Below are 14,088 nucleotides of genomic sequence, written 5' to 3'. Positions count from 1 at the left end.
TGAATCATAATAGTGATTCTGCTCCATCGATATAAACTTCCGTGCCCGTAACATGGGAGGACATGTCTGATGCTAGGAACAATACGAGATCACCAGCTTGTTCGGTAGTCCCTGCTTTCCTCGCGAGGGGCTGGGAGCCTTGCGGATATTCAATGGGAATCGTGATTTTTTTTAAGTTTTCATCTTCCGGGAATGTGTTATCGTGAATGTTCGTATCAATCGAGCCAGGACAAATGGTATTTACCCTGATTTTATATCTTGCCAATTCGAGTGCAGCCATTTTACCGAAAGCGACTTGACCTGCCTTGGATGAACTATAAGCGGAAAAACCAAAATTCTTGAAATATCGGTTTCCATTGATGGAGCTGTTGATTACGATGCTGCCACCCGTTTCCTTCATGTAAGGAATGGCGTATTTGATGGTGAGAAAGGTGCCTTTGAGGTTAATTGTATGTGTCTGATCCCAATCTTCGGGCTTTATGTCTTCTATAGGGGCAATCACTCCGTTGATGCCTGCATTTGCAAATACAAAATCAATTTTCCCAAAATGTTCATAGGCCGTCTTGTAGGCATGTTCAACTTGCTCGGCCTTGGATACATCCGTTTTAATGATTAAAGCCTCTTGACCAAGGTTCTCCACTTCTTCCTTCACTTTTTCGGCATTTTCGACTGTACGGTCAAAAAAGATGATGTTCGCGCCGTTTTCAGCTAGTTTCAGTGCAGCGCCCCGGCCAATTCCCGATCCTCCACCGGTAATGATGGCAACTTTGTTTTTCATTAATTCTGTCATAAACTTCACACGCTCCTTTTAAGTCTTCTATTCCCAATTTGGGAGTATGTAGAAACATCATGGCAGTGGTAATATAGAAAAATTATAAACGAATATTGCCTAAAAAATCCAATTTAAACAATTGCGAGTGTTCATTATACTTTGTTTTTCAGTGAAATGTCTGTATATTGAGGACATAATTAAGTTAGCTTGAAAGGGGATAGGATATTGATAAGATTAGGGGTAATAGGTACAAACTGGATCACGGAACGATTTTTGGAGGCTGCGAAGCATGTAGAGGAGTTATCTTTAACTGCCGTGTATTCACGTACAGAAGAGAAAGCCAAGGAATTTGCCAATAAATACAAAGTACATACGACTTTTACGAATTTAGAAGAAATGGCTGCCAGCGATGAAATCGACGCTGTATATATAGCAAGCCCTAACTCTCATCATTGCAGGCAAGCCGTGTTGTTTTTACAAAATAAAAAACATGTATTATGTGAAAAACCAATGGCCTCGAATGCGGCAGAAGTAAGGGAAATGATTGAGGCAGCAAAACAAAATGATGTGCTATTGATGGAAGCGATGAAATCGACCATCATGCCGAATTTCGAAAGTATAAAAGGGAATCTGGATAAAATCGGGAAGATTAGGCGTTTCTCGGGAAGCTTTTGCCAATATTCATCACGCTATGATTCATATAAACAAGGAACTGTGCTGAATGCATTCAATCCGGAATTCTCCAGTGGCTCTTTAATGGATCTAGGCATTTACGTCCTCTATCCACTTGTTATACTGTTCGGTAAACCGAATAAGGTGCAGGCATCAGGAACGTTGCTTGAATCAGGAGTTGATGGGCAGGGGACGATTCTGCTTTCTTATGATGAAATGGAGGCAGTCGTCATGTTTTCCAAGATTACTGAATCCAATTTGCCATCGGAAATTCAAGGTGAACTTGGAACCATCATCATTCAGAAAATTTCTGGACCGCAAGCGGTGGATATACAGTATCGGGATGGAACCACTGAAAATATTTCTGTTAAACAGGATATGCCTTCCATGTATTATGAAGCGAAAGAATTTGTAGATTTGATACAGCAGGGGAAAATGGAATCCGATATAAATTCATATTCGAATTCACTGTTGACTATGGAAATCATGGATGAAGCAAGAAAGCAAATTGGGATCGTTTTTCCTTCAGACCGAGGTCATGGCCAATCATGAAGGGGGAAAATGGATGTTACTCATAACCCTTAATTGGGTAGAATTCAGTACAGGGATAATTTTATTGTTGGAGGAATGGACATGAATTGCAAAATAAATCGCAATGCAGCGAAAGTCTTACAAAAAATGCTGAGCACTGAAGAAGCCGAAGGGAAAATGATTCGTGTATATATCACCCATATGCATGGCGACCATGCCCATTATGACATGAAGCTGGATACACCGGCAGAGCATGATGAAATCGTCAAAACAGATAAAGAAATCGATATTTTACTTGATTCACGTGAAGAATTTCTTGATGGTGTCTGGATTAAATATTTTTATGTACCTGAAGAAGGCTTTGAAATCACAAATCCTTCTAAGGAACCTCACGGACATCATCACCACTAAGAGTAAAGGGGGAGGATTGGCATGAATCAAAAATACGAAAAGATTTTTCAACCATATATATTTCCATCAGGTGTCGAAGTGAAAAATCGTATCATGATGGCTCCTATGACCACTTATTCTTCGGATGATCAAGGCGTTGTAACCGATGATGAACTGGCCTATTACGCTGAAAGATCGGCTGGTGTAGGTGCGGTGGTCACAGCATGTGCCTATGTATCTGCTGGAGGCAAGGGATTCCCAGGCCAACTTAGTGCAGATGACGATTTCTTTATCCCATCCTTGAAAAAACTAGCCGAAACGATTCAGTCCAACGGCTCAAAAGCGATCCTGCAAATATATCATGGAGGCCGACAAAGTCCGCCGGAATTATTGCCTGATAACCAACCTGTTTCTGCAAGTGCCATTGCTTCCAGCGAGGAAGCACCTGTACCGCGGGAAATGATTGAAGATGAAATTCAAGACATTATTAAAGCATTTGGAGAAGCAACAAGAAGGGCAATTGAAGCAGGATTCGATGGTGTGGAGATCCATGGCGCCAATACGTACTTGCTGCAGCAATTCTTTTCGCCACACTCGAACCGTCGTACGGATAACTGGGGTGGAACACTGGGAAAACGATTGATTTTCCCGCTTACCATTGTGAATGAAGTTGAGAAAACGGTTGCTGAGCATGCGAAAAAGCCGTTTATCATCGGCTACCGCCTTTCTCCTGAAGAAGGCAGCAATCCTGGAATCACATTAGATGATACGATTCAATTCGTTGATAGATTAGCGAATCAAAACCTGGATTATCTACATATATCGGTAGGCCACTTCTGGAATGGCTCATTCCGCGAGAGTGATAGGACAAAGTCGCGCATCGTTAAAATTTACGATAAAGTAGGTAATCGTATCCCTGTTGTCGGTGTAGGATCACTGCATACACCCGATGAAGTTGCAGAAGCTATGGAAACGGGTGTCCCTTTTATCGCCCTTGGCCGCGAACTTCTTATGGAACCGCATTGGATTGAAAAAATCAGGTCTGGAAAAGAAGCGGAAATACGTACCACCCTTTCAAAAAAAGATCAGGATGAACTGGTCATTCCAGATCCGCTTTGGGAAAAGTTGATTGGGATAAAAGGTTGGCTCCCGGTTGTAGAGTAATTAGTAACATCTTGAATAGATGGTAACCCGTCCTCCTTAGGTGGACGGGTTTTTGTATATGTTCTTGAATCTGGATTTAATCATTCCCTGATAGTAGATAATATCATAAGGCTTATGTTTTACTTGAATAAAATTAATATTTGTGCCAATGAATAAAATATATTATTATAAATTTTATAAGAGGGTATGAAATGGAGGGTTATAATTGAAGTTTCCACACGATTTTTTATTCGGAGCAGCTTCCGCTTCTTTTCAAATAGAAGGAGCATGGGATGAAGATGGTAAAGGTATAACGAATTGGGATGTCTTCTCAAAGATACCGGGGAAAACATATGAAGGTACAAACGGGGATGTAGCGATAGACCATTATCATCGTTACAAAGAAGATATTAAATTAATGGCAGAGATGGGACTTGAATCATATCGGTTTTCCATTTCATGGGCACGTATTTTGCCAACCGGGGACGGGGAAATCAATGAAAAAGGTTTGGAATTTTATAATAATGTTATAAATGAATGCTTAAAATATGGGATTGTTCCATTTGTTACGCTGTATCATTGGGATTTGCCTTTAACGCTTGAGCAGGATGGGGGATGGACGAATAAGCGAACAGCTGAAGCATTCGTCAAGTATGCGGAGATTTGTTTTCGCGCATTCGGAGATCGCGTCAAACATTGGATCACGTTTAATGAAACGGTTATGTTTTGCGGTTTGGGGTATCTAAAAGGAGCGCACCCGCCTGGAATCCAAAACGATGAAAATAAATACTTCCAAGCGACACATTACGTTTTTTATGCACATGCCAAAGCGGTAGAGGTATACAAGGGACTGAATCATTACGGTGAAATTGGGATTACCCATGTATTCCTGCCTGCTTATAGTATCGATGACAAACATGAGAATGTATTAGCTGCTCGGCATGCCAATGAATATGAAACTTTTTGGTATTATGACCCCATTTTAAAAGGTGAATATCCAGCTTATGTGGTTGAGCAATTAAAGGAAAAAGGCTGGACACCAAGTTGGACTGAAGAAGAACTGGATACGCTAAAAAGAAATGCAGGGAAAAATGATTTTATTGGACTCAATTATTACCAGCCCATTCGCGTGGAAAAAAACCAGGGAGCGATTTCAAACATGGAGCATTCAAGAGAAACATCTACTCTAGCTCCCGGAAACCCTTCTTTTGATGGCTTTTATCGGACCGTAAAAATGGAAGATAAAACATATACAAAATGGGGCTGGGAAATCTCACCTCAAGGATTTTTAGATGGGCTGCATATGTTAAAAGAGCGTTATGGTGATATTAAAATGTATGTTACAGAAAACGGACTTGGTGATGAGGATCCGATTATCGGTGGTGAAATAGTGGATGTTCCCCGTATTAAATATATTGAGGAGCACTTAAAAGTGATTAAGCGGGCAATCAAAGAAGGCATCCATTTAAAAGGATATTACGCATGGTCTGTCATTGATCTATTAAGTTGGTTAAACGGGTATAAGAAGCAATACGGATTTATTTACGTAGATCATCATGATCAATTAAACCGGAAAAAGAAGCTGTCGTTTCATTGGTATAAGCATATAATCGAGACGAGAGGAGAAGAGCTGTAAACTGAAAGAGCCTTGAGTTTTTATAGAGCATGTTTTGAGCGATCTTTCTCAAAACATGCTTTTTCTATTGGGCATTAATCAAGTTTTCTGATATGGGGAATTAGTCCAAAGTTCAAACCTCCTGATTCGTAGTCTGAATCTCCGGCCTCAAATTAACTAGACTGGAAGTATGGTCCCGGATTGTAATGTAAATGTAAAAATATGAAAGAAATTGTAAACAAATGTTAACGTTACTAACAATGTACAGTTTTACGTTTTACTGTATAATGTTGAAGCGTGGTCGAGTCCATGTCAAATAACTTAACATAAGGAGATTACATATGACGATTATTTCTTAGCTTTGAAAAGTCCCCCCGCATGGTTTGTCCCGTTGAAAAAACCTACAATAGTTAGATTCATTTCGATCAAGCAACTCCCTCTAAAATGAAAGAATGCCATTTTTCCTGATGATGGTAGATCCAAACTAAAAAAACGGCTAAGGATGTGAGTTTTAAAAAGATGATAAAAGATTCCAGATTTCAAGGATATAATATGAAGGGTTTTCAAAAGGACGTAACGGCAGGATTGGTCGTAGGTGTTGTAGCCATCCCTTTAGGATTGGCTTTTGCAATTGCTTCAGGCGTCGAACCGATATACGGGTTATATACGACCATCATCGCAGGAATCCTCATCTCGATTTTGGGTGGCTCCAAGTATCAAATTGGAGGGCCAACCGGGGCGTTCGTTCCTTTATTATTTGGAATCGTTATGCAATATGGGTATGAAAGCCTGCTTATTGCCGGGTTTTTAGCGGGGATTATGTTAGTCCTGATGGGTCTGCTTAAGTTAGGCAATTTGATGAAGTTCATTCCCCGTCCCGTCATCATTGGATTTACAACAGGAATTGCGATAATAATCTTTTCAGGACAAATTGCCAACTTCTTTGGTATGAAAGTGGAAAAACATGAAGCGTTCATGGATAACATGAAGGAACTGGTGATTAAAGCAGACACGATCAATCTATATAGTGTGATTGTTGCGATTATATGTTTTGTCGTCATACTGCTCGCACCTAGACTTTTGCCACGAGTGCCAGGACCGCTTCTGGGTCTGCTGATTTCCACAATTGCAGCTTACTTTTTATTTCCCGATAAGGTGGCTACGATTGGTTCCACGTATGGAGCGATTCCGAAAGGTTTTCCGGAATTCCAAGTGCCGGAGCTATCAGTGGAAGTCATCATCACACTCCTTCCCGTTGCTTTTACGATTGCCTTGTTAGGCGGTGTCGAGTCATTGTTATCCGCTACCGTGGCCGATAACATGGGGGGAACCAAGCATGATAGTAATAAGGAATTGGTTGGGCAAGGAATCGCGAACATCGCGACCCCATTCTTCGGCGGGATACCTGCAACAGGTGCCATTGCCAGGACAGCTACCAATATAAAAAGCGGGGCAGTCTCCCCGATGTCCGGAGTCATTCACGGAGTTGTCGTTTTACTGGTTTTGCTGGTGCTTTCTCCATATGCAGCGCATATACCTTTGGCTAGCATGGCGCCCATATTGATGTTTGTTGCCTGGAATATGAGTGAAAGAAAGGAATTTGCTCATGTATTGAAAACGAAGACGGCGGATTCTGCGGTTTTGCTAGTCACCTTCCTCGTCACAGTCTTCACTGATTTAATTATGGGAGTGGGAATCGGTTTATTGATTGCCTTCATCACCTTCATTGCAAAAATGAGCCACACGTTAAAAGTCAGGGAAAGAAGTCATGAGATTACCGAGATTGTTCCAATTGATAATTCGGACTCAAAAATCAATGTGTATAACTTGGAAGGTCCCCTCTTCTTTGGTTCGATAGACGTCCTTGAGTCATCGATATTGGAGAACTTGGATAATAAGACGAAAGTGTTGGTATTAAGCATGCGCCGAGTAACATATATGGACACTTCAGCAGAGGCAGCACTATTGGCGATTGTTAATCGCATCGGAAAATATAAGGGGAAATTAATCATTTCCGGAATTCAGCAGCAACCAAAGGAATTGTTACTCAGCACTGGGTTGTATCATAAAATAGATAAACAGCACTTTTTTAAATCGAAGGAAGATGCGCTGTATTTTGCCAAGAAGCAGTTGAAGGGCAATTCGGATAAAGTAGTCTAATAGTTTCATCCTCGAAGTCACCTTTTTGGTTAGTTATGTTATAGTATCGTTAACAGTAGATTTTTAAAAGAAGGTGACTATCTGGGTGAATGTATATCGGATTGGCCAGCTTGCTGAACTTGCGAATGTTTCGAGAAGAACCATTGACTATTACACACAATTAGGAATGCTGAACTATGAAAAAACTGGGTCAAGATATCGGTATTACACAGAAGATGCTTTAAATCGTCTTCAAATGATTAATCGGTATAAAGAACAGAATATGCCTTTGACTGAAATCAAGGAACGGTTACAAGTCTGGTCGGAAACCACTGTTGATTCCGAGCAAGTGCTCTTGATGGTGGACAAGCTATCTACAGACCTTAAAGGACTGGAGAATGAATTGCTAGAATTAAAGCCTTTATTGGAACAGCTCGATGAACAGCAATTAACATATGCTGCACAACAGCTTTCCGTTCGGGGCAGCTCTTTATTGAGTATCCTTGCCATGCTCGCCTAAGTTACCAAGTTCAACAAAAAAAAGACCTGATTGGGTCTTTTTTTGTTAACTGGTCATTTAATGAAAACTTCAAACTCATGAGGATAACCTGACTTTATATACGATAGCGGTACTTTATTTGAACGGAGTCTATAGATCTTTTTTCAATAAAGATGAAGGATATAAGTGAATGGAAAAAGAAGAACTTAAGTATCTACTACTATATGAAGAGGTGAAGGGGAATGATTGGGTCGATAGTTACGACGGTAAAAGGGCATCTTCAAGGTGCTATGGAAAACGATATATGCGTTTGGCGTGGAGTCAGGTATGCGAAAGCGCCGGTTGAGGGCCTGCGTTTCCTCTCACCGGAGCCAGTTGATAAGTGGAGCGGTGTCCTGGATGCAGTGGACTTTGGTCCGATTCCCCCGCAGCCGATGGATCGGGCGGTAAGGACAGGAATGGCCGGAAATGAAAAAATGGATGAGGATTGCTTGTTCCTGAATATTTGGTCGCCTAGAGCTGATGATAAAAAACGCCCGGTCATGGTGTGGATTCCTGGAGGGGCATATATAACGGGAGCTGGATCCCTTGAGATGTACAATGGACATTTACTGGCTAAGAATGGAGATGTAGTCGTAGTAAGCATCAACTATAGGCTGGGGGCACTGGGATATCTGGATTTTTCCGAGTTGGCAGGTGATGGGGAAATATTTGAAACCAATTTAGGTTTACGTGATCAGGTTGCGTCTCTGAAATGGGTAAAAGAAAATATAGAAGCGTTTGGGGGCGACCCTGATAATGTTACGATATTTGGTGAATCAGCTGGTGGCAATGCGGTGACGACTTTACTTACTGTTCCTTCAGCAAGAGGTCTTTTTAAACAGGCCATTGCGGAAAGTCCCGCTCCGACATCTGTTTACGGAAAAGGATTTGCGCGCCAATTCAGTGAAAGGTTTCTTGAAATATTGGGCATTGGAAAGGATGATATCCACCTCTTAAAGACACTTCCTGTTCAAGAGATTGTCACTGCCTCCTACCAACTCTTGCAGGAAAATTCACAGGCCATGCCGGGCTCACTATCATTTGGACCTGTCGTAGATGGTGACTTCCTGCCAGATTATCCACTAGATTCGATTCGATCCGGAATAGCGAAGGGAATACCCTTGCTTATAGGAACAAATAGGGACGAAGCGACGTTATTCGACCAGATGGATTCCCCATTAATTCCAATTAATGCGACGATGATTCAGAAAATGTTCGAAAATACTGATCCAGAGGCGAAAGAGCGAATTACGAATGCTTATATAAACTACCCAGAAAAGGAAGCTGCACTTGGCATTGGCCGTGATGCGACTTTCCATATTCCCTCGGTTTGGTATGCGGAGGCATACAGCCGCTTTGAAAAAACATGGATGTACCGTTTTGATTATAAAACGGCGGCAATGCGCATAAGTAAATTAGGGGCGACACATGGTATGGAAATTCCTTTTGCCTTCCAGACTTTCGACTCGGCATTTGGGAAACGGATTACTTCATATGGTTCAAGGTCAGCTGCCCTAAAGGTTTCCCATAGAATGCAGGGCCATTGGGTCAACTTTGCGAAACATGGAAACCCCAATCCCCCGGAAGGCGAAATCTGGCCGAAATATGATGAAAGAAATCACTACACAATGATTTTTGATAAAAAGGATTATATTGAAAAAGATCCTGACGGAATGATAAGGTTGGCATGGGAAGGGGTAGGGATTTACAAGTGAAAAATAGCGGCTTGGAAGATGAGAACTATGAAAATAAAAGGGGAATCATTGCCTAGAATGGGAGCAACATATGGAGAAAAATAAACTGCATCGTGAATTATCATCGAATCAAATCACAATGATAGCCATGGGATGTGCAATTGGCACCGGGTTATTTTTAGGCAGCGGCCTTGCGATTTCAACGGCAGGTCCAAGTGTACTTATCAGCTATGCAATAGGTGCATTCATTGTCCTTCTGCTGATGGGTTGTTTGGCGGAAATGACTGTAGCCTATCCAACATCGGGATCCTTTGGAACCATTGCTGAAAAATATATAAGTCCATTTGCGGGTTTTGTTGTGAGGTATTCATATTGGATAGCGAATGTTCTTGCCATCGGTGTCGAAGTGAGTGCCATCGCTGTTTATATGAAATATTGGTTCCCTGCTGTACCTGGAAGTGTTTGGATTTTTCTTTTTGCTGCACTGCTAATCTATGTAAATGCGACAAGTGTCAATACATTCGGGAATTTTGAGTATGTATTTTCAATGATCAAGATAAGCGCCATTGTCATATTCATTCTACTGGGTGCCTATGTAGTGATTGGTGCCGGACCTTCAAGCGGGATAGGTGTAGAGAACTATGCCAATGATGGAGGTTTTATGCCTTTTGGATTTTGGGGGCTTTGGGTCGCCATATTCATTTCGCTCTTCAGCTTTTTAGGAACTGAGTTGATTGCGGTGACGGCGGGAGAAGCAAAGGACCCGGATATAGCCGTCCCTAAAGCTTTGAAGGCAACTGTCTTCAGGCTTGCCACTTTTTATGTACTGACTATCGGGATCATGTTAATGATTGTTCCCTGGCAATCTGCCGGTATTGATAAAAGCCCATTTGTTAAGGTAATGGAAATCCTGAATGTTCCCGGGGCATCGGGGATCATGAATTTCATTATTTTAACCGCTGCTTTATCCGCTATGAATAGTCAATTATATGCCTCCACCAGAATGATATTTTCGTTATCCGAGCAAAAGCAGGCTCCAGCCCTATTTCAAAAAGTGAGCAGGAAAGGTGTCCCGGTAAGGGCCCTTCTCATATCCACTTTAGGAATATTTCTTGCTGCAGGAGTAAAGGTCCTGCTTCCGGATACTTCCTATGCATTCATGATGGGGATATCGATGTTCGGAGCCATTTTAACCTGGTTTATGGTGTTCATTTCCCATTTATATTTCAGGAAGAGATGGGAGAAATCAGGGGGCCGCAAATTACCGGTTAAAATGTATGGATTTCCATATTTAACGATTCTTGGTGCATTTCTTTTGTTTGCTTTGACGGTATCTACCTGGTTCACTGGCCCATTTAAAATTGTGCTCCAGTTCGGGGTTCCTTGGCTGATCTTTCTTTGCATCGTTTATTTATTGATGTCGAAATTCAAAAGAAAGTAAAGGGAAAGAGGGATAGTATGGATAAGGGCCCAAGAGATGAACATCGCTTGGAAGAAAGTATGGTAACTGATTTTGAAAAAGATATGTCCTATGCGGACTATCTGCATTTAAATCAAATTTTATCAAGTCAGCATCGACTTTCCGGCCATCACGATGAAATGCTGTTCATCATCATTCACCAAACAAGTGAATTGTGGATGAAATTGATCATCCATGAATTGACTGCGGCAACTGATCATATAGAGGCTGGACATTTGGAGCCTTCCTTTAAGATGCTATCCAGAGTGGCCAGGATTCAACAGCAACTAGTTCAATCTTGGAATGTGCTTTCGACCTTGACTCCATCCGATTATATGGAATTCCGGGAGAAATTAGGAAACTCTTCAGGGTTTCAATCATTTCAAAACAGGTTGATAGAATTTGCGATGGGTCAAAAGAATTCGCAAATATTGGCCGTTTTCCGTCATCAGCCCGAACTTTATGAGTCGATGATGGCAGCCTTGAATAAACCAAGTATTTATGATGCGGCTATAGGGGCTTTGGCTGCAAGAGGGCTTCCCATTGATCAATCGGTCCTGAAGCGGGATTGGTCTTTAATTTATCAGGAAAATGCAAGTGTTGAACAAGCATGGCTGACCGTTTACCGTGATGTGCATAACTACTGGGATTTGTATGAGCTGGCCGAAAAACTCGTTGATATTGGAAGTCAACAACAATTCTGGAGATTCAATCATATGAGCACTGTAGAACGGATCATCGGTAATAAAAAGGGAACGGGCGGATCATCCGGTGTAAGTTATCTGAAGAAAGTGGTTGAACAGCCATTTTTTCCTGAGCTTTGGACATTAAGGACCAAACTGTAAGCTTTGAATGGGGGGAATATCATGAACCAATGGTTAGATATTTCCCAACGCCTTAATGAAAATACGCCATATTGGCTAGGGGATAGCAACATTCATATCTGTAGAATCCATCCCAATAAAGGGGACTGTCTCGGCAGCAAAGAATTGCCTGCCCGCAATAAACTGTCAGGCTGTGGGATTCATACCCACGAAGGGCTGGTCCTGGAGTCTTGACTGCATTGACGCTTGCATTAGAAGCCGGCCGGTCAGGGCCGTGGTTAAAAAGAAAGGCTGATAAGGGGGATATAAGGATGGGCAAAATTGGAGTTTATGGATCTTCTTTCGATCCGGTCACGAATGTGCATTTATGGACAGCATCCACCATTGCTCACCGTGCTAAGCTTGACAAGGTGATTTTTTTACCTTGCTCAAATGGCCGTATCGATAAACAGATGAAAACAAGCAATGAACACCGTTGGGAAATGCTCAAGCTGGCAATAGGGGGCAACCCGTTATTCGAAGTCAGTGATTATGAAATTAATGAACGTGCCGGAACGAGTAAACAATATACTTGGTATACGATGGAATATTTTAAATCACGATTTCCAAAGGACGAAGTTTACTTCATAATGGGTGCAGATTTACTTGAAGATATTGATAATCAGGAGTTGCCGGTACACTTACGATGGAAATTCAGGGAAAAACTGATTGCAAATCATAAATTCATCGTCATGGCACGGGATGGGATCGATATGCTGAAAATCATATCCAAAAGTCCATTGCTAAGGAATTATGATGATGGCAATACATTTCACCTTATTGATAAAGGTCTTTCCATGGAAATCAGTTCTACATATATAAGGGATGAGTTCGCGATGGGCGGGGAACCAAGATATTTACTGCCTGATCAGTGTTATCAATATATCGTGGACAATAAGCTGTATCAAAAAGCATCAAATTCATAATAGGTATTAAAAAGGGCTCGATCTCCCCGTTGGATCGAGCCCTTTTCGTTTGGTGGAATTTTTAACCTTGCAAAACGTGAATGAATTTAAATAAAAGGACACAAAAAACCTAGTTGACAACTGGGTTAACTTTGCTTTATGGTAATGATATACAAGAAAATACTTGCTGATCAGAGAACTGAAGGCATACTATCTCCTGAATAATCGAAAGGGAAATAGCATGCTTTTTTTGTTGTAAAAAAAGGGGGAAGCTCATGAAAAAGGTAATGTTATTGATAAGTTTGATTTTAGCATTCGGTGTACTTGCGGGATGCAACTCGGAAAAAACGGAAGGCGGCGGGACATCAAAGTCAGTCGAGCTTTTGAATGTGTCATATGATCCGACAAGGGAATTGTACCAGGAATTCAATGAAGCGTTCGTGAAGCACTGGAAAGAAGAATCCGGTCAAGATGTAACGATTCAGCAATCACATGGCGGATCTGGTAAACAGGGCAGGGCAGTTATTGATGGATTGGAGGCTGATGTCGTTACATTGGCATTGGCTTATGATATTGATGCCATTTATGAAGCTAGTAATTTGTTAGCGAAGGATTGGCAAAAACGTTTACCGGAGAACTCGACGCCATACACATCGACCATTGTGTTTTTGGTGAAAAAAGATAACCCTAAAGGCATTAAAGATTGGGATGATCTGATTAAAAAGGATGTATCCGTCATTACCCCAAATCCAAAGACAAGCGGAGGGGCCAGGTGGAACTACTTGGCTGCTTGGGCTTATGCGGAGAAAAATTTCGTTAATGACGAAACAAAAGTGAAGGATTTCATGAAAAAACTTTATCAGAATGTTGAAGTCCTGGATTCAGGGGCCCGCGGTGCAACGACCACTTTTGTGGAAAGGGGAATTGGTGACGTGCTAATCGCTTGGGAGAATGAAGCCTATTTAACACTGGAAGAATTCGGAGATGACAAATTTGAAATCGTCAATCCTTCAATCAGTATATTAGCAGAGCCACCGGTAGCTGTTGTCGATGAAGTGGTCGAGAAAAAAGGAACAAAGGAAGTGGCTGAAGCCTACCTGGAATACCTCTATACGGATGCCGGTCAGGAAATTGCCGCGAAAAACTTCTATCGTCCAAGGGATGAGAAGGTTCTTGCTGAATATGAAGACCAATTTGCCAATATCGATATGGTGACTGTTGATGATACGTTTGGCGGCTGGAAAAAAGCCCAGGAAACGCATTTTAATGATGGTGGCACATTTGACGAGATTTATCAACAGCAATAAGCATGAAGGAGAAGATGGCTTTACCATCTTCTCCTTCATAAATCAGAAAAGGGTTGA

Annotated in this window: 13 protein-coding genes; 12 read left to right on the top strand and 1 reads right to left on the bottom strand. The window is 41.6% G+C overall.

Going from position 1 to position 14,088, the window contains the following annotated elements:
- Positions 1–4 precede the first annotated feature (4 nt).
- Positions 5–790 carry an SDR family oxidoreductase gene (locus tag MPH60_RS15770; protein ID WP_241590546.1) on the bottom strand — a complete coding sequence of 262 codons (786 nt, stop codon included), beginning with the start codon at positions 788–790 and terminating at the stop codon, positions 5–7.
- A 207-nt stretch (positions 791–997) separates the two neighbouring features.
- Between MPH60_RS15770 and MPH60_RS15765 the strand changes: the two genes are divergently transcribed.
- The 12 genes from MPH60_RS15765 (at position 998) to MPH60_RS15710 (ending at position 14,031) form a co-directional block, all read left to right on the top strand.
- The gene (locus MPH60_RS15765) at positions 998–1,996 is read left to right on the top strand and encodes a Gfo/Idh/MocA family protein (RefSeq protein WP_241590545.1); all 999 of its coding nucleotides are present in this window, start codon (positions 998–1,000) and stop codon (positions 1,994–1,996) included.
- Positions 1,997–2,077: 81 nt separating this feature from the next.
- Positions 2,078–2,386, top strand: coding sequence for a heme biosynthesis protein HemY (locus tag MPH60_RS15760; RefSeq protein ID WP_101224065.1), 309 nt, complete (start codon positions 2,078–2,080; stop codon positions 2,384–2,386).
- 21 nt (positions 2,387–2,407) lie between these two features.
- Positions 2,408–3,529: an NADH-dependent flavin oxidoreductase gene (locus MPH60_RS15755; protein ID WP_241590544.1), complete on the top strand. Its 1,122-nt coding sequence runs from the start codon at positions 2,408–2,410 to the stop codon at positions 3,527–3,529.
- A 205-nt stretch (positions 3,530–3,734) separates the two neighbouring features.
- Positions 3,735–5,144 carry a GH1 family beta-glucosidase gene (locus tag MPH60_RS15750; protein ID WP_241590543.1) on the top strand — a complete coding sequence of 470 codons (1,410 nt, stop codon included), beginning with the start codon at positions 3,735–3,737 and terminating at the stop codon, positions 5,142–5,144.
- A gap of 498 nt (positions 5,145–5,642) precedes the next feature.
- Entirely contained in the window at positions 5,643–7,283 is a 1,641-nt protein-coding gene (locus MPH60_RS15745; protein ID WP_241590542.1) for a SulP family inorganic anion transporter, read from the top strand.
- Positions 7,284–7,368: 85 nt separating this feature from the next.
- Positions 7,369–7,782 carry a MerR family transcriptional regulator gene (locus tag MPH60_RS15740; RefSeq protein ID WP_241590541.1) on the top strand — a complete coding sequence of 138 codons (414 nt, stop codon included), beginning with the start codon at positions 7,369–7,371 and terminating at the stop codon, positions 7,780–7,782.
- Positions 7,783–8,003: 221 nt separating this feature from the next.
- Positions 8,004–9,518, top strand: coding sequence for a carboxylesterase/lipase family protein (locus MPH60_RS15735; protein ID WP_241590540.1), 1,515 nt, complete (start codon positions 8,004–8,006; stop codon positions 9,516–9,518).
- A gap of 70 nt (positions 9,519–9,588) precedes the next feature.
- On the top strand, positions 9,589–10,938 hold the full coding sequence (locus tag MPH60_RS15730; protein ID WP_241590539.1) for an amino acid permease: 1,350 nt from the start codon (positions 9,589–9,591) through the stop codon (positions 10,936–10,938).
- 17 nt (positions 10,939–10,955) lie between these two features.
- Positions 10,956–11,801, top strand: a complete 846-nt coding sequence (gene kynA, locus MPH60_RS15725; RefSeq protein WP_241590538.1) for a tryptophan 2,3-dioxygenase — start codon at positions 10,956–10,958, stop codon at positions 11,799–11,801.
- A 21-nt stretch (positions 11,802–11,822) separates the two neighbouring features.
- Positions 11,823–12,014 carry a hypothetical protein gene (locus MPH60_RS15720; RefSeq protein ID WP_241590537.1) on the top strand — a complete coding sequence of 64 codons (192 nt, stop codon included), beginning with the start codon at positions 11,823–11,825 and terminating at the stop codon, positions 12,012–12,014.
- 77 nt (positions 12,015–12,091) lie between these two features.
- Positions 12,092–12,745, top strand: coding sequence for a nicotinate (nicotinamide) nucleotide adenylyltransferase (nadD, locus tag MPH60_RS15715; RefSeq protein ID WP_241590536.1), 654 nt, complete (start codon positions 12,092–12,094; stop codon positions 12,743–12,745).
- A 254-nt stretch (positions 12,746–12,999) separates the two neighbouring features.
- Entirely contained in the window at positions 13,000–14,031 is a 1,032-nt protein-coding gene (locus MPH60_RS15710) for a sulfate ABC transporter substrate-binding protein (RefSeq protein WP_241590535.1), read from the top strand.
- The last annotated feature ends 57 nt before the right edge of the window (positions 14,032–14,088 follow it).

The organism is Peribacillus sp. Aquil_B1, from assembly GCF_022603275.1.
Classification (GTDB): domain Bacteria; phylum Bacillota; class Bacilli; order Bacillales; family DSM-1321; genus Peribacillus.
The sequence above is the reverse complement of the archived record's forward strand: the minus strand, read 5'-3'. Positions and strand labels throughout refer to the sequence as shown.

Bases quoted from the DNA above. Each gene is read 5' to 3' on its own strand.
- MPH60_RS15770 (WP_241590546.1), bottom strand. From the start codon at position 790: ATGACAGAATTAATGAAAAACAAAGTTGCCATCATTACCGGTGGAGGA.
- MPH60_RS15760 (WP_101224065.1), top strand. From the start codon at position 2,078: ATGAATTGCAAAATAAATCGCAATGCAGCGAAAGTCTTACAAAAAATG.
- MPH60_RS15755 (WP_241590544.1), top strand. From the start codon at position 2,408: ATGAATCAAAAATACGAAAAGATTTTTCAACCATATATATTTCCATCA.
- MPH60_RS15745 (WP_241590542.1), top strand. From the start codon at position 5,643: ATGATAAAAGATTCCAGATTTCAAGGATATAATATGAAGGGTTTTCAA.
- MPH60_RS15735 (WP_241590540.1), top strand. From the start codon at position 8,004: ATGATTGGGTCGATAGTTACGACGGTAAAAGGGCATCTTCAAGGTGCT.
- MPH60_RS15730 (WP_241590539.1), top strand. From the start codon at position 9,589: ATGGAGAAAAATAAACTGCATCGTGAATTATCATCGAATCAAATCACA.
- kynA (WP_241590538.1), top strand. From the start codon at position 10,956: ATGGATAAGGGCCCAAGAGATGAACATCGCTTGGAAGAAAGTATGGTA.
- MPH60_RS15720 (WP_241590537.1), top strand. From the start codon at position 11,823: ATGAACCAATGGTTAGATATTTCCCAACGCCTTAATGAAAATACGCCA.
- nadD (WP_241590536.1), top strand. From the start codon at position 12,092: ATGGGCAAAATTGGAGTTTATGGATCTTCTTTCGATCCGGTCACGAAT.
- MPH60_RS15710 (WP_241590535.1), top strand. From the start codon at position 13,000: ATGAAAAAGGTAATGTTATTGATAAGTTTGATTTTAGCATTCGGTGTA.